The following is a 20,980-nucleotide window of genomic DNA, read 5'->3' as shown; positions in this document are numbered from 1 at the left end:
AGTAACCGGTGTGGGTATCGTCGCTGCCCATGGCCTCCGGAGTGCTCGGCGAACCGGCGGTGCATGTCCGTCGCGCCAGGGTCGCGGCGGCCGCGCAGTTCCTCACCAACGGAGCGTTGTTCGCGAATCTGCTGCTGCGCTATCCGGAGATCAAAGTCGACCTGGCGCTGTCCAACACCGTGTACGGCATCACGATCGCCGCTTTCTCCGCGGGCGCGTTCGTCGCCGGTCTCACCGCGGCCACACTCATCCGCCGGTTCACCTCGGCTCGAGTCGCGGTCGCCGGCACCGTCGCCATCGCGGTGTTCGTGTTCGTCGCCGGGCTGGCGCCGTCGGCCGTCCTCGTCGGCTGTGCGCTGGTCTTCGCGGGCGCATCCGACGCGGTCACCGACGTGGCGCAGAACGCCCATGCCCTTCGGGTCCAGCGCAGCTACGGCCGGTCCATCATCAACTCCGTGCACGCCGTGTGGGCCGCCGGCGCGGTCGTCGGCGGTCTCATGGGCGCGGGGGCAATCGCCCTGGACATCCCACGTGCGGTGCACCTCGGGGTCGCCGGCGTGGTCTTCAGCGCCGTGGTGCTGGTCGCCTACCGTTTCATGCTTCGGGGTTCCGATGAAGACGACCATCCGGCATCGCTACGGGCCGAGGGCGTGCGCGCGGGAAGCACGGTGTATCTCGTGCTGGCCGCTCTGGCCGTCATCGCCATCGCCGGGGCGATGGTCGAGGACGCCGGAAGCTCATGGGCAGCCTTGTATCTGCGCGACAGCGTCGGCGCACCGGGTGCGATCGCGGCGTTCGGGTACATCGCCCTGGCCGCCTTCATGTTCGTCGGCCGGCTCGTCGGCGACCGGCTGGTGGACCGGTTCGGCGAGAGCGCGGTGGCCCGCGCCGGCGGAGCGTTGGCGGCGGCAGGTATGGGCGCGGCGCTGGCTTTCCCGAGCGTTCCCACGACGATCGCCGGATTCGCCGCCGCGGGACTCGGCGTGGCCACCGCGATCCCGGCGGCCATGCACGGTGCCGATCAGCTCCCCGGACTTCGACCGGGTACCGGGCTGACCATTCTCACATGGCTGCTGAGGATCGGCTTCTTGGTCTCACCGCCTCTCGTCGGGCTGATCGCCGACTCCACCAGCTTGCGGGTCGGAATGCTGACGGTCCCGCTCGCCGGGCTGGTGATCCTGGCGCTGGCGGGTGCGCTCAATGTGAGAGGCCGGCCAGCTCGATCGTGAGCACGCCCGCCACGATGAGCGCGATACCCGCCCCCATCGTGGGGGTGAGACGTTCGCCGAACAGGAAGCGGGCGAGCACGGCGACGATCGCGACACCGCAGGCTGTCCACACGCCGTAGGCGATACCGACGGGCAAGCCGAGCGACAAGGTCAGCCACAGCAGGTAGAACGACGCCAGGTAGCCGATCACCACCGGCACCATCCACGCCTTCTTGCGGAAGCCCTCCGAGGCTCGCAGACACAGCGTCGCGAGCACCTCGAGCGCGATGGCGGTGGTGAGTGCGAGATACATCACAGGCCGCCAACCGTTTCGGGCCTCTGCAGCGAGCCCAATTCCACCAGCAGGACCCCGCCGATGATCAGCGCGATGCCGACGGCTATGGGCCAGGTGAACGGATCGCCGAAGATGCCGGCGGCCAGCACCGCGGTCGCCGCGGTGCCTGAGGCACCCCAGATGCCGTATGCCACACCGACGGCCATCCCGGCCCGCAGGACGGCGGCGAGGAGCGCGAATGCGCTCAGATAACCGGCAACCACGACGACCAGCCACCACGAGTGGTCCTGGGATGCCCGCAGCGCGAGGGTGGCGGTGACCTCGGTGGCGATGGCTGCTGTCAACAGCACTGGCTTTCGCACTGCACGAACCTATCCGATTCGATGCGTAGCCTGGTCTGGTCGACGCTTACCGCAGGGGGTGCTGCTGCGTGACGACCGAATCAACCGGGGCATCGGGCCGGACCGCGATCGCCGAGCCCGTGGTCGATACCGAGGACGGGCCGTTCCGCGGCACCGACGACGGAGTGGTGAAGGTCTGGAAGGGGATTCCCTACGCCGCGGCCCCGGTCGGCGAACTCCGCTGGCGCGCCCCCGAACCGCCGCAACCCTGGCGCGACGTCGCCGACGCGCGCCGTGTCGGTCCGGTCTGTCCCCAGCCGACCGACCCGCGGATCCCCCTCGATCTCGGTGGGGTGCAGGGCGAGGACAGTCTGCGCCTCAACGTATGGACCCCGTCGGGCGCCGGCGACCGGAAGCCGGTGATGGTGTGGGTGCACGGGGGCGCCTATGTCATCGGCTCGGCGAATCAGCCGCTGTACCATGGCAAGGCGCTGGCCTCCGGTGGCGATGTCGTCGTCGTGACGGTCAACTACCGCCTCGGCGCGTTCGGTTTTCTCGACCTCTCGGCGTTCACCACGCCACGCATCAGGTTCGACACCAACCCGGGCCTGCGTGACGTGCTGGCCGCACTGCAGTGGGTGCACAACAACATCGCGGCGTTCGGCGGTGACCCGGCGCGGGTGACGCTGTTCGGGGAATCCGCGGGTGGCGGCATCGTCACCACGCTGATGACGAGTCCTCTTGCACAGGGGTTGTTCTCCGCGGCCATCGCGCAGAGTTCGCCGGCGACGTCGGTGTACAGCGCTGAGCGTGGGAGACGCACCGCCGAACAGTTCCTCGACAGGGTGGGCGTATCGCCCGCCGACGCCCACCGTCTCGTCGCGGCGCCGCTGCCCGCGGTGATCGCCGCCTCCAAACGCCTCTTCGACGAGGTTCCGGTGCGCACGCCGGGCACGCTGGCCTTCGCGCCGATTGTCGACGGTGACCTGGTCCCCGACTTGCCGATCAAGGTGGCACGAGCGGGTGGTTCTCTGCCGGTGCCGCTGATCATCGGCACGAATAAGCACGAGGCCGCGCTGTTCCGGTGGATGAAGTCGCCGCTGATGCCGATCACACCGCAGGCCATCAGCTCGATGTTCGCCGAGATCGCCGCCGAGCAACCGGGGCTGCAGATCCCCTCGGAGGCCGACCTGGTCGACGCCTACTCGGGACTGCGCGGGAAGGCGAGGGGGATGGGCGTGGCCCGCGACATCGGCTTCCGGATGCCGTCGGTGTGGTTCGCCGAGGGGCACAGTGCCGTCGCGCCGGTCTACCTGTACCGTTTCGACTTCGCCACCCCGATGCTTCGGCTGCTTCGCCTCGGCGCCGCACATGCGACCGAGTTGCCTTACGTCTGGGGCAATCTGGTGGCCGGTTCCAAAGATCCGACATTCAAGCTCGGTGGGCTGAAGGCGGGTACCGCCGTCTCCCAGCGGATGCGTGGCCGGTGGACGCGGTTCGCCGCGTCCGGCGAACCGGGCGGGGCGCCCCCGTGGCATCCCTACCGGGCGGACGATCGAGCCACGCTGGTGATCGACGGCGAGGACACGGTGGTCGACGACCTCGACGGCGAACTGCGTAGAGCGTGGGGTGACGAGATCCTCAGTTTCCGATAGAACCGGCCCGCCGGGCGGAAACCGGTCGGGGATCGACGTGTCGAGGACACGGCCGCGGGTTAGCGCCTGATTTCGGCGCCGGCGCAGCAAGATGGACCCCATGGACGTCAAAGAGGTTCTGCTGCCCGGTGTCGGGCTGCGGTTCGAGTTCGACAACCGCGACGGAGACCGCATCGGCGTCGTGGCCCGACGCACAGGGGATTTCGAGGTGGTGGTCTACCCGAAGGAGGACCCCGACCAGGCACAGCAGGTGTTCCGGCTGACCGGTGAGGAAGCCGAGGCGTTGGCGCAGATCCTCGGTGCACCGCGGATCGCAGAGCGGTTCGCCGACCTCACGCGCGAAGTCCCCGGACTCAACGCCGGCCAGGTCTCGGTGCGGGCGAGTAGCCCCTTCGTCGACCGGCCCCTCGGAGACACCCGGGCCCGCACCCGCACCGGCGCGTCCATCGTCGCGATCGTCCGCGACGAGGAGGTCCTGGCGTCACCGGGTCCCGCCACCGTCCTGCGCGCCGGTGACGTGCTGGTGGTGATCGGTACCGACGAGGGCCTTGCCGGTGTGGAACTCATCGTTAGCCAGGGGCACGGAGGCGAAACACACCAGCCCGGTCCACCCGGACAAGGCTGATCGGTGGAGGTCTCCGCGACGCTGTTGCTGGAGCTCGGCGCCATCCTGGCTGCGCTGACGGTACTCGGCACCATCGCCCGCCGTTTCGCCCTTTCCCCGATTCCGCTTTACCTGGCCGCGGGGCTGGCACTGGGGGAGGGCGGGCTGGTGCCGCTGCCGGCCGCAGGCGGGTTCGTCGAGACCAGTGCGTCTATCGGCGTCGTCCTGTTACTGCTGACCCTCGGGCTGGAGTTCTCGATAGGGGAGTTTGCCAGCAGCCTGCGCAGGCACCTGCCCTCGGCGTGGCTGGACCTCGTGCTGAACGCGGCCCCCGGTGCCGTCGCCGGCTGGTTGATCGGCCTGGACGGTGTCGGCATCCTCGCGCTCGCGGGTGTGACGTGGATTTCGTCGTCGGGCGTCATCGCCCGGCTGCTGTCCGACCTGCGCCGGCTCGGTAACCGCGAGACGCCCTCGGTTTTGTCGATCCTGGTGCTCGAGGATTTCGCGATGGCGGCGTATCTGCCGCTGCTGGCCGTGCTCGCCGCCGGCGGCACGTTCCTGCAGGCGGTGTTCGGGATGGCGATCGCTATCGGCGCGTTGGCGATGGCGTTCGTGGTGTCCTACCGCTGGGGCCACCACGTCGGGCGACTGGTCGCCCACCCGGACAACGAGCAACTGCTGTTGCGCGTCCTGGGTCTCACGCTCATCGTTGCAGCGCTTGCCGAGTTCATCCACGCCTCGGCCGCGGTCGGGGCGTTTCTCGTCGGGCTGACCCTTACCGGCGAGGCGGCCGAGCGCGCCCGCACCGTCCTCACCCCGCTGCGTGACCTGTTCGCGGCCATCTTCTTTCTCGCCATCGGGGTGTCGGTGGATCCCGCCGCACTGCTGCCCATGCTGCCCGTTGCGTTCGCGCTGGCGGCGGTCACTGCGGTCACGAAGGTGATCACCGGGCAGTTCGCCGCCCGCCGCGACGGGGTTGCGCGGCCCGGTCAGCTACGTGCGGGGACGGCATTGATTGCGCGCGGGGAGTTCTCGCTGGTGATAATCGGGCTCGTCGGCGCAAGCGTGGAGGGACTCGAGGCGGTCGCCACACCGTACGTGTTCATCCTCGCCATGGTCGGGCCCGTACTGGCCCGATTCGCCGGTGGGCGGGCGCCCGCGCGGCAGCGGCCCTGATATTCGCCGGGCAGCTCGAGGTCCTCGAGCGCCTCGGCATGAAGAATCTCGACAGGATGCCGACGTCTGCCTCGAACGGCGCGTGGTGCCGACGCTCGACCGGCCGGCCCACTTCGGCCGGTCGGCGCGACGTGTTCCTGCGGACCCTCGATGCGCTCGGCCTCGGGTTCGATTCGTGACCTGCCCTGCGGTGACCGTGATGCTTCCGTAACGTGAACGCACGAGCCTCCGATAGAGCACACAAGCGGCCGCTCAATCGAGGTCGCACTCGCTGTAACCGTCGGAAGGGAGCAGATGTGCGCCGACACCTGCTGAGTGTGCTGGCCGCGGTCGCGGCACCGTTTGCTGCCTTGTTGGCGCCGCTGGCCCCGGTCGACGCCGACCCGGGCGCAGTCGTCTTTCCCGGTATGGAGGTCCGTCAGGACACCAACGTGTGCACGTTGGGATTCGTCGATCCGCAGCAGCGGGTGGCCTACACCGCTGGTCACTGTCGCGGAAGCGGAGCGGTCAGCGATTCCGGCGGCAATGTCATCGGGGTCCAGACGGGTTTCCAGGACAACACGCCCGACGGCACGACCATCGACGTCAACCACCAGATCTCTGACTGGCAGACCATCGCGCTGGCGCCCGAGGTGCAGGCGAACAACCTCCTCCCGAGTGGTCGGGCACTGGTGGCGGACGCCTCGGTGGTGCCCACCAGGGGGATGCCGGTGTGTCACTTCGGAGTTATGACCGGGGAGAGCTGCGGTGTCGTCGAGGCGGTCAACAACGGATGGTTCACCATGGCCAACGGAGTGGTGAGCAAGAAGGGCGACTCGGGTGGCCCGGTTTACACCAACACCCCGGACGCTCGCGCGGTGATCATCGGGATGTTCAACAGCACCTGGGGTCAATTCCCGGCGGCGGTGTCCTGGCAGGCGGCCACCCAGCAGGCCGGACAGGGCGTCGTGATCACCGCCGGCGCTGCCTGACGGTCAGCCGAGGAGTTCGACATCGGGATCGACGGCGCACGTCGGTTTCCGCAGTGTCGCAGCCGGATCACCCTGCCGCCCAGGACAAGCACCCAACAGGCCATGGTGGCCTGCTTACGCGCCGCCGCGGTTTCCACCCGCGTCCATCCTTCGGCCGCCGACACCAGCGCCGGGTAATCCGCCCCCGACACCAACCACCCACCCAGACCTCCACCCACGCCAGCCTGTGGATCAAACAGGCACTGGGGGCAACCCGACTACGAGCGTGCGCCGACCTCGCCGACCTCGCCCACTTGCCACTGACCGTCTCCGAGCAAGTGCAGTACTCGGCTGTGGTGCTGTTCGACGGTGCTTCGGTGGCTGACACTGACCAGAATCGTGTCGGGCAACTCGCTACGGACCAGCTGGTAGAGCATCAACTCCAGGCCTTCGTCGAGCGCGGAAGTGGACTCGTCGAGAAACACCGCCTTCGGTTTGGTCAACAGGATGCGGGCGAACGCCACGCGCTGCTGCTCACCCGGAGACAGCACCTTTGCCCAGTCCTGAACCTCGTCGAGCCGGTCGGCCAGATGCGGCAGCGCGACCTTGTTCAGTGCCTCCCGCAACCTCGTGTCGTCGATCGAGCCGGCCCCCGACGGATAGCTCACCACGCCGCGCAGGTCACCGAGCGGGACATAGGGCAGTTGGGACAGGAACATCGTCGCGTTCTGGCCCTCCGGCCGAGCGAGCGAACCCGACGCGTACGGCCACAACTGTCCGAGGCTGCGCAGCAGCGTCGTCTTACCGGTCCCGGACCGTCCGGTGACGACCAAGGCCTCGCCGGGCTCCAGGGTCAGGTCAAGCGGCTCGATGAGCTGCTTGCCATCCGGGGTCCGAATCTCGACGTCGTCGAGGCGGACCACCCCGCCGGTCGATGCGGCCACGTCCAGGGTAGGCAACGCGCGACCCTCCTCGTTGGCGATCACCAGGCCGTGCAGACGGATGATCGCCGCCCGGTAGCCGGCGAACTGGTCGTAGGCATTTCGGAAGAACGACAGGCCGGTGGTGATCTGGCGGAACGCGTCCGCGGTCTGGGTGAGCTGCCCCAGCGTAATCTCACCGCTGTAGAACCGGGGGAACTGCACGAGGTAGGGAATGAGCTCCTGGGCCTGGGTGATCGAGAGGTTCCAGCCGACGAACTTCGCCATCCGGTTGACATAGCGTTTGTAGTTCTCGACGATCGGCGCGAATCGGCGCCGCAACCCAGTGCGCTCGGCGAGCTCACCGCGGTAGAACGCCACCGCCTCCGCTGCATCCCGCAGGCGGACCAGCGCGTAGCGGAACACGGCGTTGAACTTCTCGTTGTTGAACGCCAATCCGATGATCGGCCGGCCGATCCAGAACGCGACGACGGTGGCGAATAGGACCCAGACGATGCCGATCCAGAAGATCGCTCGCGGCAGCTCCACCCCGATCAGCGGAAGCGTGAGAGAGCCCGACAGCTCCCACAAGATCGCGGTGAACGAGATCATCGACAGGATCGACGCGATCGCGCCGAACAGCAAGGTGTTGCCCGAGCTGTTGGAGGGAGTGTTCGGCAACGAACCCACACCGGCGGTGAAGATGTCAATGTCGGTCTGGATGCGCTGATCCGGGTTGTCGATCGTGTCGTCGATGAATCGAGCGCGGTAGTACGCCTTACCGTCGAGCCAGTCGCCGGTGAGTTGGTCGGTCAGCCACGTGCGCCACCGCAGCATGAACCGTTGCGTGACCAGGATGTCGAGCATGATCAGCGAGATGTTGAGGACGGCCAGCACCGTGAAGACGCCCATCGACAGCCAGAAGCCGTCTGCGCCCGATTCCCGCACGGCCGGGTTGTCGGAGCCCAGCCCGGCGGCGATGACCTGGAAGCTGGTCATCATGTCGTTGCCCTGGAAGCTGAACAGCACCGACAGCCGCACGCCAGCCACGACCATCAGCAGGATGCCTGCCAGCCATGCCCACACAACCACGCTTTCCGGACCCGTGAAGTAGCCGCGGGTCACGCGCCAGAACTGCCGGCCCCAGGTGGTCAACCGGACGATCGCTGCCAGCGCCGACAGTGTGGCCACCGCCGAATAGACCCACCACCGGGCCACCCACAACAGCGAAGTCCACAGCTCACTGCCCCAATCGAGCGACGGGCTGAACATTTCCATTCGGGCAAGGTACCGCTATACACCGCCCGGAGCTGTTCCAGAGGTTCGACCTGTGTGGGCGAGTCGGCGGACGACAACGACCGACGTCCCTGCCGTGGAATAGCCGCCAGGGTCGACAGGTTTCATGATCTTCCGCTCGCCGCCATGCTGGGCGTATGCCCCTGCGCCTCCATTCGGACGTCGACGACTTCGCATCGGTCGCGGCGGCCTGGTATGCGCGCCGGCCGATGGTGCACACCATTGAGCTGGCGCTGCTGCGCGAACGGGTGCCGGCCGACCACACGCCGGTGTTGCTGACCGTCTGGGACGGCGACGGCGCCGAACTGCTCGGGGCCGCGATCCGCACGCCGCCGCTGCCGCTGCTGTGCGGTGGACTATTCGCGGCGCCGCCCGCGGAGGTGGTCGCCGACATGGTGGCTGCCGGGATGACTCTGCCCGGTGTGCGCGGTCCATGCGAGGTCGCCGAACCGTTCGCCCACCAGTGGTGCGCGGTCACCGGCGCTGAACAGAGCGCCTTCACCACCGAGCGGCTGTACCGGCTGGGGACACTGACGGCCCCTTCCGGCGTTCCGGGAGTGCACCGCATCACGCGCAAAGCCGACGACCGGCTCCTCGTCAAGTACCAATGCGAGTTCGCCGCCGAGGCGTTCGGGCACACCCCAGATCCTTCCCGGGCGCAGGCGACGCTCGAGACCGCACGCGAGGTCGGCAACGTCTACCTGTTGTGGACCGCGGACGGCGCGCCGGTGAGTATGGCCGCGGTGCGCCCGCCGGCGGCCGGCGTGTCCCGGATCGGACCGGTGTACACCGCGCCGGAGGTGCGCGGTCGCGGGTTCGGCGCAGCGGTGACCGCCGAGGCCTGCCGGTGGGCGCTCGGTGCGGGCGCCGAGCAGGTGGTGCTGTTCGCCGACGTCGACAACGCGACGAGTAACCGCGTCTATCGGCGGCTGGGTTTCATGCCGGTGGGTGATTCGGTCGTCGTCGAGTTCCGCGTACCGTAAACGTGTGCCCAAGACGACGACACGCACCCCCGGCCGCCTGAGCGGCAAGTTCTGGAAGCTGCTCGGCGCCGCCACCGAGAAGAACCAGAGCCGGTCGCTGGCACAGGTGAAGGCGTCGGCCGACTACGCGACCAAAGCCGCCGACCTCGACGACGAACAGTTGCGCAAAGCCGCCGAACTGCTGCGACTCGAGGCTCTCTCCGAGTCGGCCGACATCCCGCAGTTCCTTGCCATCGCGCGCGAAGCCGCCGAGCGCTCCACCTCACTGCGTCCGTTCGACGTCCAGCTGCTCGGTGCGCTGCGCATGCTGGCCGGCGACGTCGTCGAGATGGCCACCGGCGAGGGCAAGACGCTGTCCGGGGCGATCGCGGCGGCCGGTTACGCCCTCGGCGGCCGCAGCGTGCACGTCATCACGATCAACGACTACCTAGCCCGCCGCGACGCCGAATGGATGGGCCCCCTCATCGAGGCCATGGGCCTGACTGTCGGATGGATCACCGCCGAGTCGACGGCCGAGGAGCGTCGCGACGCCTACACCTGCGACGTCACCTACGCCTCGGTCAACGAGATAGGTTTCGACGTCCTGCGCGACCAGCTCGTCACCGACGTCGCCGACCTGGTGTCGCCGAACCCCGATGTCGCGCTCATCGACGAAGCCGACTCCGTCCTCGTGGACGAGGCGCTCGTACCGCTGGTGCTGGCGGGCACGAGCCACCGCGAGACCCCGCGCGTCGAGCTGATCCGCATGGTCGGCGAGCTGACCCCGGGTCGTGACTACGACACCGACGCCGACAGCCGCAACGTGCACCTCACCGACCAGGGTGCCCGAAAACTCGAGGCGAAACTCGGCGGCATCGATCTCTACTCCGAAGAGCATGTCGGCACGACGCTGACGGAGGTGAACGTCGCCCTGCACGCGCACGTCCTACTCCAGCGCGACGTGCACTACATCGTGCGGGACGACGCCGTGCATCTGATCAACTCCTCCCGCGGTCGGATCGCCCAGCTGCAGCGCTGGCCCGACGGTCTGCAGGCGGCCGTAGAGGCCAAGGAGGGGATCGCGACCACCGAGACCGGCGAGGTGCTCGACACCATCACCGTGCAGGCGTTGATCAACAAGTACCCGACCGTGTGCGGTATGACCGGCACCGCGTTGGCCGCCGGTGAACAGCTCCGGCAGTTCTACAAACTGGGCGTGTCGCCGATCGAGCCGAACATGCCCAACGTCCGCGAAGACGAATCCGACCGGGTGTACGTCACCGCGGCAGCCAAGATCGACGCGATCATCGAGCACATCCAGGAGGTTCACAAGACCGGCCAACCGGTGCTCGTCGGCACCCACGACGTCGCGGAATCCGAAGAGCTGCACGAGAAGCTGGTCAAGCGCGGGGTGCCTGCCGTGGTGCTCAACGCCAAGAACGACGCCGAGGAGGCCCGCGTCATCGCCGAGGCCGGCAAGCTCGGTGCCGTCACTGTCAGCACCCAGATGGCCGGACGGGGCACCGACATCCGGCTCGGCGGATCCGATGCAGAAGACCACGCCGCCGAACAGCAGCGCGTCGCCGAACTCGGCGGTCTGCACGTCGTCGGCACCGGCCGCCACAACACCCAGCGGCTCGACAACCAGCTGCGCGGCCGCGCCGGCCGCCAGGGTGACCCCGGTTCCTCGGTGTTCTTCTCCAGCTGGGAGGACCAACTGGTGCTGGCCCACCTCGAACCGAACAAGCGTCCCATGCAGGCCGACGAGAACGGTCGGGTACTCGCCGACAAGGCGGCCGCGCTGCTCGACCACGCCCAGCGGGTGGCCGAGGGTCGGCTGCTCGACGTGCACGCCAACACCTGGCGGTACAACGAGCTCACCGCCCAGCAGCGCGCGATCATCGTCGAACGTCGAGACACCTTGCTGCGCACGCCGGCTGCCCGCGACGAGCTCGCCCAGCTGTCGCCGAAGCGGTACGCCGAACTGGCCGAGGCGCTCTCGGAGGAACGGCTGGAACGGATCTGCCGGCTGATCATGCTGTACCACCTCGACCGCGGCTGGTGTGAGCACCTCGCATACCTCGCCGACATCCGGGAGAGCATCCACTTGCGGGGACTCGGACGGCAGAACCCGCTCGACGAATTCCACCGGATGGCCGTCGACGCGTTCGCCTCGCTGGCCGCCGACGCGATCGAGGCGGCCCAGCAGACGTTCGAGACGGCACCGTCCTTCGACGACGAACGCGGCGTCGACCTGTCCAAACTCGCGCGGCCCACCTCCACGTGGACATACATGGTCCACGACAACCCGTTGGCCGACGACACGATGGCAGCGCTGAGCCTGCCTGGGGTGTTCCGCTAGGTTTACCCGCATGGACGCCTCTGCGTCGGGGGAGCGCGACCGCATACTGACGGTGCCCAACGCATTGTCGGCGCTGCGCCTGGTGCTGGTCCCGGTGTTCCTCTGGCTGCTGTTCGGTGCGCACGCCACCGCCTGGGCGGTCGGCGTGTTGATGTTCAGCGGGTTCTCAGATTGGGCCGACGGCAAGATCGCGCGGCTGGTCGACAATCAGTCGTCACGGCTGGGGGAGCTGCTCGACCCGTTCGTCGACCGGGTGTACATGGTGACCGTGCCGCTGGCGCTCGCGGTCGACGGCAGCGTCCCGTGGTGGTTCGTGATCACGCTGCTATCCCGCGACGTGCTGCTCGCAGCGACGCTGCCGCTGCTGCGCGGCCGGGGACTGACCGCCTTACCGGTCACCTACCTCGGTAAAGCCGCGACGTTCGCGTTGATGTCCGGTTTCCCGTTGGTGCTCCTGGGCCAGTTTGACGCCCTGTGGAGCCGGGTGGTGCTGGCGTGCGCCTGGGGGTTCCTGATCTGGGGGATGGCGCTGTACCTCTGGTCCGGGGTGCTGTACCTGGTGCAGGTGGTGATGGTCGTCCAGCGATTGCCGAAGGTCCGGGCCGGTGGCTGACGGGAAGGACGCGCGACCGCCGACGCCCGACGAGCGGCGGGCACTGGGCGGATTCGACCCCGAGGCGGGTCTCAGCCACCATGACGGCGCAGCGCCCCAGAAGATCCCGGTGCCGTCGCTGCTGCGATCGCTACTGTCCGAACATCTCGACCCAGGGTATGCGGCTGCGGCAGCCGCGCGGCGCGACGGTGCCAGGCGGTCCCGCGCCGTCGAGTGGGGTTGGCAGCTGGCCGCGGCGCTGGCCGTCGCGGCGGTGTTCGGTCTCGCCGCCGCGCAGGCGCAGACCGCCGCCCCCGCCACGCGCGAGGCGCAGCATGTCCTCGCCGGGAGCGTGCGGGCGGCCGAGGCGACCGACGACCAGCTCACCGCGCAGCGCAACACGCTGGCCGCCCAGGTCACGATCGAACGCCGGAGCCGACTCGAGGGCGACGAACGCGGCCGACGGCTGCTGGCCGAGCTCGACGTCGCCGAAGTCTCCGCCGCAGCGACCCCGGTGATCGGTCCGGGGCTGAGTGTCACCGTCACCGAACCCGGTCTGTCGAACGACCTGTCCGACGTCTCGAAGCAACGGGTCGCCGGCAGCCGACAGGTCATCCTCGACCGCGATCTGCAGTTGGTGGTCAACTCGCTGTGGGTCAGCGGCGGGGAAGCGGTGGCTGTCGGCGGTGTGCGCATCGGGCCCAACGTCACGATCCGGCAGGCCGGCGGCGGCATCCTCGTCGACAACCAACCCATCAGCAGCCCGTACCTCCTGCAGGCGGTCGGCCCGCCCAAGTCGATGGCCGACACCTTTAACCGCAGCGCCGGGTTGCAGCGGCTGCGGCTCCTCGAAATGTCCTACGGCGTCGGGGTTTCGGTCAGCACCGCAGATGCGCTCACCCTCCCTGCCGGTTCGGTGCGGGACGTCAACTTCGCCAAGCAGATCGGAACCAGATGATCGGAATCGCCGCGCTGCTCGTAGGCATCGTGCTCGGGCTGGTCTTCCGCCCGAGCGTGCCGGATTTCGTCGAGCCCTATCTGCCCATCGCGGTCGTCGCGGCGCTCGACGCCGTGTTCGGTGGCCTGCGCGCCTATCTCGAACGGATCTTCGACTCCAAGGTATTCGTGGTGTCGTTCGTATTCAACGTGCTCGTCGCCGCGCTGATCGTCTACGTCGGTGACCAGCTGGGCGTGGGCACCCAGTTGTCCACCGCGATCATCGTCGTGCTCGGGATCCGTATCTTCGGCAACGCTGCCGCCCTGCGGCGCAGACTCTTCGGCGCCTGACCATGACCGAGTCATCGGGCAAGGGACCCGAACACCCTGCCGATCACCATGGCCGCCACGAACTGCCGTCGCCGACCCCGCGTCGACCGATCGGCGGCCTGCTGCGCCCAGGTGGCTCACAGTTGCTGTTCGGCGCGCTCGCAGTCCTGCTGTGCATCGTGCTGGGCGTCGCGATCGTCACCCAGGTCCGCGAGAACGAATCGGGTGACTCCCTCGAGACCGCCCGGCCGGCCGACCTCCTGGTGCTCCTCGACTCACTTCAGCAGCGCGAGGCCGCACTCAACACCGAAGTCGCTGATCTGCGCCGGACGCTCGAGCAGTTGGCGGCTTCCGGAAGCAACGACCAGGCGGCCATCGAAAGCGCGCAGGCCCGCCTCGCGGCGCTGTCCATCCTCATCGGAGCGGTCGGCGCGACGGGTCCAGGCGTGATCCTCACCGTCACCGACGCCACCCCGGGTGTCCCGCCCGAGACGATCCTCGACGTGGTGAACGAACTGCGCGCCGCCGGTGCCGAGGCGATCCAGATTCAGGGCACCGCTGGCCGGCAACCGGTGATGGTGCGGGTCGGCGTCGACACCTGGATCGTCGGCAGGCCTGGCGCGCTCAACGTCGACGGGGCATCGCTGAGCCCGCCGTACACCATTGCCGCCATCGGCGACCCGCCGACCCTGGCGGCGGCGATGAACATCCCCGGCGGTGCGATGGACAGCATCGAACGCGTGGGCGGGACCATGGCGATCGAGCAGGCCGACCGGGTGGAGGTGACCGCCTTGCGGCAACCGAAAGACCGCCAATACGCTCAGCCAGTGAAATAGCGTGCCGGCCGCCCGGCCTACCCACGCTCGTACGCCGAGGAGACCTGTGACCGACATCCCAGCCGAGCTGTACTACACCGAGGAACACGAGTGGGTGCTCCGTACGGGTGACGACACTCTGCGCGTCGGCATCACCGACTATGCGCAGGCGGCGCTCGGTGACGTCGTGTTCGTGCAACTGCCCGACGTCGGTGCGGATCTCACCTCGGGCGAGTCGTTCGGTGAGGTGGAATCGACCAAGTCGGTATCCGATCTGTACGCGCCTGTCACTGCCAAAGTGCTTGCCGTCAACGAGAATCTGGAGAGCAGCCCCGATCTGGTGAACTCCGACCCGTACGGCGAGGGCTGGCTGGTCGACCTCCAGCTCGACGCCGACGAGATGGAAGCAGCGCTGGACGGCCTGCTCGACGCTGACGGCTACCGTGGCGTGGTGACCGAGTGAGTTGTTGTTAGGGTGCTGGGCGACGGTTCGACCATCTTCGACCGAGTGAAATCGACGAGGGGCGGATCCGGCGGTGGTGGACACAGTGACGTCCACTGCGCGGTACGGTCGACGTGACATGACGGCTGTAACCGGCCGGATATCGCCACAGCAGCCAGTGAGGAGCAGCGGGTGACGGACAAGGACATCAACTCTGGGGGCGACCAGACGTCTGAAGAAGTCACCGTCGAGACCACCTCGGTATTCCGGGCCGACTTCCTCAACGAGCTGGACGCACCGCCTGCGGCAGGGTCCGACAGTGCGGTCTCCGGTGTCGAGGGTCTGCCGGTGGGCTCGGCGCTTCTGGTCGTCAAGCGGGGTCCGAACGCGGGTTCGCGGTTCCTGCTCGACCAGCCGACCACCTCCGCCGGTCGCCATCCCGACAGCGACATCTTCCTCGACGACGTCACCGTCAGCCGACGGCATGCCGAGTTCCGGCTCGAGAGCGGTGAGTTCCAGGTGGTCGACGTCGGCAGCCTCAACGGCACCTACGTCAACCGCGAGCCGGTGGACTCCGCCGTTCTCTCCAACGGTGACGAAGTGCAGATCGGCAAGTTCCGCCTGGTGTTCCTCACGGGTCCCAGCACCGACGAGAACGGCCCGAGCAGCTAGGTGGCCGATGAGCGCTCGCGCGACGAGTAAATGAGCCAGCCCGACAGCGCCGCACTCGCCGGGATGTCCATCGGGGCGGTCCTGGACCTGCTGCGACCGGACTTCCCGGACGTGACGATCTCCAAGATCCGGTTCCTGGAGGCAGAAGGTCTCGTCGCACCGGAGCGCACCGCCTCGGGCTACCGGCGGTTCACCGCCTACGACTGTGCGCGGCTCCGGTTCATCCTCACCGCTCAACGCGATCAGTACTTGCCGCTCAAGGTCATCAAGGCACAGCTCGACGCACAGCCCGATGGTGCGCTGCCGCCCCATTCGGCGCCCTACCTGGCGCCGCGGTTGGTGCCGGTGGGTGCCGGCAGCGACGACGCGGCTGCAGTGGCGAGCGTGGCCCCAACCCAGGCGCGGCTCAGCCGCGAGGACCTGCTCGAGCGGTCCGGAATCGACGACGACCTGCTGGCCGCGCTGATCAAGGCCGGGGTGATCACCCCGTCTTCGAAGGCAGGCGGCGGGATCTTCTTCGACGAGCACTCCGTCGTGATCGCCCAGTGTGCCCGCGCGCTGGCCGACTACGGCGTGGAACCACGGCACCTGCGCGCGTTCCGCTCGGCCGCCGACCGGCAGTCCGACCTCATCGCCCAGATCGCCGGTCCGGTGGGTAAGGCCGGCACCACCGGCGCCCGTGACCGGGCCGACGACCTCGCCCGGGAAGTCGCGGCACTGGCCATCACCCTGCACACCTCGTTGATCAAATCAGCGGTACGCGACGTACTGGATCGCTGAGGATTAGACTCGCAACGACGGATTCGTCCGTCACGTCAGGTCACCGCATCTGACACGCAGCACCGAAGAACGACAAGCACACTGGTGCGAAAGGGCAGACACAGATGGCTGAGGTTCGTGTGGTCGGCATTCGCGTGGAGCAGCCCCAGAACCAGCCGGTGCTGCTGCTGCGCGAGTCCAACGGCGACCGTTATCTGCCGATCTGGATCGGCCAGTCGGAGGCCGCCGCGATCGCCTTGGAACAGCAGGGTGTCGAGCCGGCCAGACCGCTGACCCACGATCTGATCCGCGACGTCATCGCCGCGCTCGGGCATTCGCTCAAGGAGGTGCGGATCGTCGACCTGCAGGAGGGCACCTTCTACGCCGACCTGATCTTCGACCGGGACATCAAGGTGTCGGCCCGGCCGTCGGATTCGGTGGCCATCGCACTGCGCGTCGGAGTGCCCATCTACGTCGAGGAGGCAGTGCTGGCCGAGGCCGGGCTGTTGATCCCCGACGAGAACGACGAAGAGGCCGCCGGCACGGTCCGTGAGGACGAGGTGGAGAAGTTCAAGGAATTCCTCGACAGCGTGTCTCCTGACGACTTCAAAGCGACCTGAAACCGGGGCATTGTCACGGATGCGTCTCAACTCGGCGCTTGAGTGCCGACACGCGGTGCCAGTGGCCGACAACGCCTCGTCAGAGGCCATACTTTGGGGGGCGACGAGCAGTCAGGGCTCGAGTGAACGCGTATGCTCGACCACAATCGAGCTGGTGTACGACGACACTGAACTGCACGACGACACTGAACTGCACGTCGCTGCAGGGTGCCAGCGGGCGAGTTCGATCGGCGAGAGGATTCGATAGTGGGCGACACGCCACGTCAGGGAGAGCTGGATCTGTCGACCGAGAGCACCCCTGAGTCGGCGACCCGGGTGACGAACGAACCGGTGCAGGCCGGGCTGTTCCCCGACGACTCCGTCCCCGACGAACTCGTCGGCTACCGTGGGCCGAGCGCCTGCCAGATCGCCGGCATCACCTACCGCCAGCTGGACTACTGGGCTCGCACCTCACTGGTGGTGCCCTCGATCCGTGGTGCGGCCGGTTCGGGCAGCCAGCGGCTCTACTCGTTCAAGGACATTCTGGTTCTCAAGATCGTCAAGCGGCTGCTCGACACCGGGATCTCTCTGCACAACATCCGCGTCGCCGTCGACCATCTGCGTCAGCGCGGCGTCGGCGACCTGGCGAACATCACGCTGTTCTCCGACGGCACCACGGTGTACGAATGCACTTCCGCCGAGGAGGTCGTCGACCTCCTCCAGGGCGGGCAGGGTGTCTTCGGCATCGCGGTCTCGGGTGCGATGCGCGAGCTGACCGGTGCCATCGCCGACTTTCCGGGTGAGCGGGCCGACGGTGGCGAATCGATCGCGGCCCCCGAGGACGAGCTGGCCTCGCGGCGCAAGCACCGCGGCGACCGCAAGATCGGCTGATCGCCCGCTAAACTGGACACGCATCGCCCGTGTGCGGGAGAGCTCCGTGATCGCCAGTCACGGGCGCCGAAGGAGCAACACCTCTCCGTCAACCTCTCAGGCACCCCGGACCGCGCACGGCCTCGATGCCTCTGGAAAGCGGTGGACACCAGCGGTCCGCCCGCCCATGGGGAAAGGCGCGGTGCTCGAACAGCTCGAGCCGCGGCCGAATCTCTCAGGCGCCCGCCCGGGTCGACGACAGAGGGAGAGGGATCGTCCAGCGGTTCTGCCCCCGGTAGGAGATCTCACCTCGTGCTCGATGCCCACCAGCCCGGTTTTGCCGACCGGCACATCGGTCCCGATTCCGATGCCGTCACGGTCATGCTCGACACCATCGGCGTGGCGAACCTCGACGACCTCGCCGCCAAGGCGCTGCCAGCGAACATCCTCGACGCCCGGTCGGTCGACGGGGACGCACCCGGTCTCGACGTGCTGCCCGCCCCCGCGTCCGAGAGCGAGGCGCTCGCCGAACTACGTTCGCTCGCCGAGTCGAACACCGTCGCGGTGTCGATGATCGGGCAGGGCTACTTCGACACCCTGACCCCCCCGGTACTGCGCCGCAACATCCTGGAGAATCCCGCCTGGTACACCGCGTACACGCCGTACCAGCCCGAGATCAGCCAGGGCCGACTCGAGGCACTGCTCAACTTCCAGACCATGGTGTCGGATCTGACCGGTCTGGAAGTGGCCAACGCGTCGATGCTCGACGAGGCGACCGCGGCGGCCGAAGCCATGACGTTGATGCAGCGGGCGGGCCGCACCACTAAGGGCGCGACGGCCCGCCTTGTCGTGGATGCCGACGTGTACCGCCAGACCGCCGCGGTGCTCGCGACGCGGGCGCGACCGCTGGGAATCGAGATCGTCACCGCCGACCTGCGTGACGGGCTGCCCGAGGGCGACTTCTTCGGTGTGATCGTCCAACTGCCGGGCGCCAGCGGTGCGCTCGTCGACTGGGCGCCGTTGGTGGCGGACGCCCACCACCGCGGCGCACTGGTCGCGGTCGGCGCCGATCTGCTGGCCCTGACACTGGTCACCCCGCCCGGCGACTTCGGCGCCGACGTGTCCTTCGGCAGCACGCAGCGCTTCGGTGTGCCGATGGGGTTCGGCGGCCCGCACGCCGGCTACCTGGCGGTCCACACCAAGCACGCCAGGCAGCTGCCCGGTCGCCTCGTCGGGGTGTCCGTGGATGCGGACGGGTCGCCGGCCTACCGGCTGGCGCTGCAAACCCGGGAACAACACATTCGGCGCGACAAGGCGACCAGCAACATCTGCACCGCCCAGGTGCTGCTGGCGGTCATCGCCGCGATGTACGCGAGCTATCACGGCGCCGAGGGTCTGACCTCGATCGCCCGACGCGTCCACGGGCACGCCCGCGCGATCGCGACCGGTCTCGCGGAGGCCGGGGCCGACGTGGTGCACGGCGCATTCTTCGACACCGTGCTGGTTCACGTGTCGGGCCGGGCGGCCGAGATCCGCGACGCCGCGAAATCCCACGGGATCAACATCTGGCTCGTCGACGCCGATCACGTCTCGGTGGCCTGTGACGAGGCGACCACCGCCGACCACGTCGCCGCGGTGCTCGCGGCGTTCGGCGCCACCCGTGGCCGGCAGCCCTTCAGCGGTCCTGAGATCGCCACCCGCACATCGGTATTCCTGACCCATCCGGCGTTCACCCGGTATCGCACCGAAACCGAGATGATGCGCTACCTGCGGTCGTTGGCCGACAAGGACATCGCGCTGGACCGCAGCATGATCCCGCTCGGTTCCTGCACCATGAAACTCAACGCCGCCGCCGAGATGGAGCCGATCACCTGGCCGGAGTTCGCCAGGCAGCATCCGTTCGCCCCGGAGGGCGACACCCCGGGCCTGCGCAAGCTGATCGCCGACCTACAGACCTGGCTGACCGGCATCACCGGCTACGACGAGATCTCGTTGCAGCCCAACGCCGGATCCCAGGGCGAGTACGCCGGCCTGCTGGCGATCAAGGCCTACCACGACGCCAACGGCGCACCCCAACGCGATGTGTGCCTGATCCCGTCGAGCGCCCATGGCACCAACGCGGCGTCAGCGGCGCTGGCCGGGATGCGGGTGGTCGTGGTGGGCTGCCGGCCCAACGGCGACGTCGACCTCGATGACCTGCGCGCCAAGGTGACCGAGAACGCGGAGCGCCTGGCGGCGCTGATGATCACCTATCCGTCCACCCACGGTGTGTACGAACACGACGTCGCCGAGATCTGTGCGGCCGTGCACGATGCCGGCGGTCAGGTCTACGTCGACGGCGCGAACCTCAACGCGCTGGTCGGCCTGGCCAGGCCGGGGAGGTTCGGCGGTGATGTCAGTCATCTCAACCTGCACAAGACGTTCTGCATCCCGCACGGCGGAGGCGGTCCCGGTGTCGGGCCGGTCGCGGTGCGCGCCCACCTGGCGCCGTATCTGCCGGGCCATCCGCTCGCCGACGAACTCGGTGACGACTACACCGTGTCGGCCGCTCCGTACGGCTCGGCGTCGATCCTGCCGATCACCTGGATGTACATCCGCATGATGGGGGCACCCGGTCTACGCGCGGCGTCGCTCACCGCGATCGCGTCGGCCAACTACGTCGCCCGCCGTCTCGACGAGTACTATCCGGTGCTGTACGCGGGGGAGAACGGCATGGTGGCCCACGAGTGCATCCTGGATCTGCGGCCCGTCACCAAGCAGACCGGTGTCACCGTGGAAGACGTGGCGAAACGGTTGGCCGACTTCGGTTTTCATGCGCCGACGATGAGCTTCCCGGTGGCAGGCACGTTGATGGTCGAGCCGACCGAAAGTGAATCGCTCACCGAGGTCGATGCGTTCTGCGAGGCGATGATCGCGATCCGCGCCGAGATCGACAATGTGGGGGCCGGACTCTGGTCCCGTGATGACAACCCCTTGCACGCGGCTCCGCACACCGCCGAGTCGCTGCTGGTGGCGGAGTGGAATCACCCGTACACGCGCGAGCAGGCGGCTTACCCGCTGGGTAAGGGCTTCCGGCCCAAGGTGTGGCCGCCGGTGCGACGGATCGACGGGGCCTACGGCGATCGGAACCTGATGTGCTCGTGCCCGCCGGTCGAGGCGTTCACCTAAGCCGTCACCGCGCAGGCGCGTCGGAGCA

At 68.3% G+C, this 20,980-nt stretch carries 20 protein-coding genes and 1 riboswitch; of the genes, 17 read left to right on the top strand and 3 right to left on the bottom strand.

What is annotated here, in order from left to right; genetic code table 11:
• Positions 1–29: 29 nt before the first annotated feature.
• Positions 30–1,229, top strand: coding sequence for an MFS transporter (locus G6N07_RS10315; RefSeq protein WP_085192839.1), 1,200 nt, complete (start codon positions 30–32; stop codon positions 1,227–1,229).
• On the opposite strand, the gene G6N07_RS10310 is transcribed toward G6N07_RS10315, so the two are convergent.
• Positions 1,198–1,521: a DMT family transporter gene (locus G6N07_RS10310; protein WP_085192840.1), complete on the bottom strand. Its 324-nt coding sequence runs from the start codon at positions 1,519–1,521 to the stop codon at positions 1,198–1,200. The two genes, G6N07_RS10315 and G6N07_RS10310, sit on opposite strands and share 32 nt — an antisense overlap.
• Positions 1,521–1,865, bottom strand: coding sequence for a DMT family transporter (locus tag G6N07_RS10305; RefSeq protein ID WP_085192841.1), 345 nt, complete (start codon positions 1,863–1,865; stop codon positions 1,521–1,523). The genes G6N07_RS10310 and G6N07_RS10305 overlap by 1 nt, the downstream gene beginning before the upstream one ends.
• A 68-nt stretch (positions 1,866–1,933) precedes the next feature.
• Here G6N07_RS10305 and G6N07_RS10300 point away from each other — a divergent pair, with 68 nt between their 5' ends.
• The 4 genes from G6N07_RS10300 (at position 1,934) to G6N07_RS10285 (ending at position 6,250) form a co-directional block, all read left to right on the top strand.
• Positions 1,934–3,499: a carboxylesterase/lipase family protein gene (locus tag G6N07_RS10300; RefSeq protein WP_085192842.1), complete on the top strand. Its 1,566-nt coding sequence runs from the start codon at positions 1,934–1,936 to the stop codon at positions 3,497–3,499.
• A gap of 100 nt (positions 3,500–3,599) precedes the next feature.
• Positions 3,600–4,124 (top strand): cation:proton antiporter regulatory subunit, encoded by a 525-nt coding sequence (locus tag G6N07_RS10295; RefSeq protein WP_085192843.1) that lies wholly within the window; start codon positions 3,600–3,602, stop codon positions 4,122–4,124.
• Positions 4,125–4,127: 3 nt separating this feature from the next.
• A complete protein-coding gene (locus G6N07_RS10290) occupies positions 4,128–5,279 on the top strand; it encodes a cation:proton antiporter (protein WP_085192844.1) in 1,152 nt (383 codons plus the stop codon).
• A 296-nt stretch (positions 5,280–5,575) separates the two neighbouring features.
• The gene (locus tag G6N07_RS10285; RefSeq protein WP_085192845.1) at positions 5,576–6,250 is read left to right on the top strand and encodes an Rv1815 family serine proteinase; all 675 of its coding nucleotides are present in this window, start codon (positions 5,576–5,578) and stop codon (positions 6,248–6,250) included.
• A gap of 257 nt (positions 6,251–6,507) precedes the next feature.
• Here G6N07_RS10285 and G6N07_RS10280 read toward each other — a convergent pair whose 3' ends face one another.
• Positions 6,508–8,427 carry an ABC transporter ATP-binding protein/permease gene (locus G6N07_RS10280; protein ID WP_085192846.1) on the bottom strand — a complete coding sequence of 640 codons (1,920 nt, stop codon included), beginning with the start codon at positions 8,425–8,427 and terminating at the stop codon, positions 6,508–6,510.
• A gap of 155 nt (positions 8,428–8,582) precedes the next feature.
• Here G6N07_RS10280 and G6N07_RS10275 point away from each other — a divergent pair, with 155 nt between their 5' ends.
• From G6N07_RS10275 to gcvP, 12 genes are all read left to right on the top strand, one after another.
• A complete protein-coding gene (locus tag G6N07_RS10275; RefSeq protein ID WP_085192847.1) occupies positions 8,583–9,428 on the top strand; it encodes a GNAT family N-acetyltransferase in 846 nt (281 codons plus the stop codon).
• 4 nt (positions 9,429–9,432) lie between these two features.
• Positions 9,433–11,769: an accessory Sec system translocase SecA2 gene (gene secA2 / locus G6N07_RS10270; RefSeq protein ID WP_085192848.1), complete on the top strand. Its 2,337-nt coding sequence runs from the start codon at positions 9,433–9,435 to the stop codon at positions 11,767–11,769.
• Positions 11,770–11,779: 10 nt separating this feature from the next.
• A complete protein-coding gene (locus G6N07_RS10265; RefSeq protein WP_085192849.1) occupies positions 11,780–12,382 on the top strand; it encodes a CDP-alcohol phosphatidyltransferase family protein in 603 nt (200 codons plus the stop codon).
• Positions 12,375–13,319, top strand: a complete 945-nt coding sequence (locus G6N07_RS10260; RefSeq protein WP_085192850.1) for a DUF881 domain-containing protein — start codon at positions 12,375–12,377, stop codon at positions 13,317–13,319. Before G6N07_RS10265 ends, G6N07_RS10260 begins: the two co-directional genes overlap by 8 nt.
• Complete coding sequence (locus G6N07_RS10255; protein ID WP_085192851.1) at positions 13,316–13,648, top strand: small basic family protein; 333 nt, start codon at positions 13,316–13,318, stop codon at positions 13,646–13,648. The genes G6N07_RS10260 and G6N07_RS10255 overlap by 4 nt, the downstream gene beginning before the upstream one ends.
• 2 nt (positions 13,649–13,650) lie before the next feature.
• The gene (locus G6N07_RS10250) at positions 13,651–14,463 is read left to right on the top strand and encodes a DUF881 domain-containing protein (protein ID WP_085192852.1); all 813 of its coding nucleotides are present in this window, start codon (positions 13,651–13,653) and stop codon (positions 14,461–14,463) included.
• Positions 14,464–14,509: 46 nt separating this feature from the next.
• Entirely contained in the window at positions 14,510–14,905 is a 396-nt protein-coding gene (gene gcvH, locus G6N07_RS10245; RefSeq protein WP_085192853.1) for a glycine cleavage system protein GcvH, read from the top strand.
• 171 nt (positions 14,906–15,076) lie between these two features.
• Positions 15,077–15,556 (top strand): glycogen accumulation regulator GarA, encoded by a 480-nt coding sequence (gene garA / locus G6N07_RS10240; protein ID WP_085192854.1) that lies wholly within the window; start codon positions 15,077–15,079, stop codon positions 15,554–15,556.
• Positions 15,557–15,586: 30 nt separating this feature from the next.
• Positions 15,587–16,336: a transcriptional regulator FtsR gene (gene ftsR / locus G6N07_RS10235; protein WP_085192855.1), complete on the top strand. Its 750-nt coding sequence runs from the start codon at positions 15,587–15,589 to the stop codon at positions 16,334–16,336.
• A 104-nt stretch (positions 16,337–16,440) separates the two neighbouring features.
• Positions 16,441–16,935: a bifunctional nuclease family protein gene (locus G6N07_RS10230; protein WP_003882030.1), complete on the top strand. Its 495-nt coding sequence runs from the start codon at positions 16,441–16,443 to the stop codon at positions 16,933–16,935.
• Positions 16,936–17,181: 246 nt separating this feature from the next.
• The gene (locus G6N07_RS10225; RefSeq protein ID WP_085192857.1) at positions 17,182–17,805 is read left to right on the top strand and encodes a MerR family transcriptional regulator; all 624 of its coding nucleotides are present in this window, start codon (positions 17,182–17,184) and stop codon (positions 17,803–17,805) included.
• Between the two features lie 24 nt (positions 17,806–17,829).
• Positions 17,830–17,928: riboswitch (glycine riboswitch) on the top strand.
• Between the two features lie 168 nt (positions 17,929–18,096).
• Entirely contained in the window at positions 18,097–20,952 is a 2,856-nt protein-coding gene (gene gcvP / locus G6N07_RS10220) for an aminomethyl-transferring glycine dehydrogenase (RefSeq protein WP_085192858.1), read from the top strand.
• The last annotated feature ends 28 nt before the right edge of the window (positions 20,953–20,980 follow it).

It is taken from the genome of Mycolicibacterium doricum, assembly GCF_010728155.1.
GTDB classification, from domain to species: Bacteria; Actinomycetota; Actinomycetes; order Mycobacteriales; family Mycobacteriaceae; genus Mycobacterium; species Mycobacterium doricum.
Note: the sequence above shows the minus strand (reverse complement) of the source record. Positions and strands in the feature narration are given on the sequence as shown.

What these genes read in the sequence shown, in the direction of transcription:
- G6N07_RS10250 (WP_085192852.1), top strand. Translation starts at nt 13,651, where the DNA reads ATGACCGAGTCATCGGGCAAGGGACCCGAACACCCTGCCGATCACCAT.
- G6N07_RS10315 (WP_085192839.1), top strand. Translation starts at nt 30, where the DNA reads ATGGCCTCCGGAGTGCTCGGCGAACCGGCGGTGCATGTCCGTCGCGCC.
- G6N07_RS10280 (WP_085192846.1), bottom strand. Translation starts at nt 8,427, where the DNA reads ATGGAAATGTTCAGCCCGTCGCTCGATTGGGGCAGTGAGCTGTGGACT.
- G6N07_RS10295 (WP_085192843.1), top strand. Translation starts at nt 3,600, where the DNA reads ATGGACGTCAAAGAGGTTCTGCTGCCCGGTGTCGGGCTGCGGTTCGAG.
- G6N07_RS10265 (WP_085192849.1), top strand. Translation starts at nt 11,780, where the DNA reads ATGGACGCCTCTGCGTCGGGGGAGCGCGACCGCATACTGACGGTGCCC.
- G6N07_RS10230 (WP_003882030.1), top strand. Translation starts at nt 16,441, where the DNA reads ATGGCTGAGGTTCGTGTGGTCGGCATTCGCGTGGAGCAGCCCCAGAAC.
- G6N07_RS10310 (WP_085192840.1), bottom strand. Translation starts at nt 1,521, where the DNA reads ATGTATCTCGCACTCACCACCGCCATCGCGCTCGAGGTGCTCGCGACG.
- ftsR (WP_085192855.1), top strand. Translation starts at nt 15,587, where the DNA reads ATGAGCCAGCCCGACAGCGCCGCACTCGCCGGGATGTCCATCGGGGCG.
- G6N07_RS10255 (WP_085192851.1), top strand. Translation starts at nt 13,316, where the DNA reads ATGATCGGAATCGCCGCGCTGCTCGTAGGCATCGTGCTCGGGCTGGTC.
- G6N07_RS10275 (WP_085192847.1), top strand. Translation starts at nt 8,583, where the DNA reads ATGCCCCTGCGCCTCCATTCGGACGTCGACGACTTCGCATCGGTCGCG.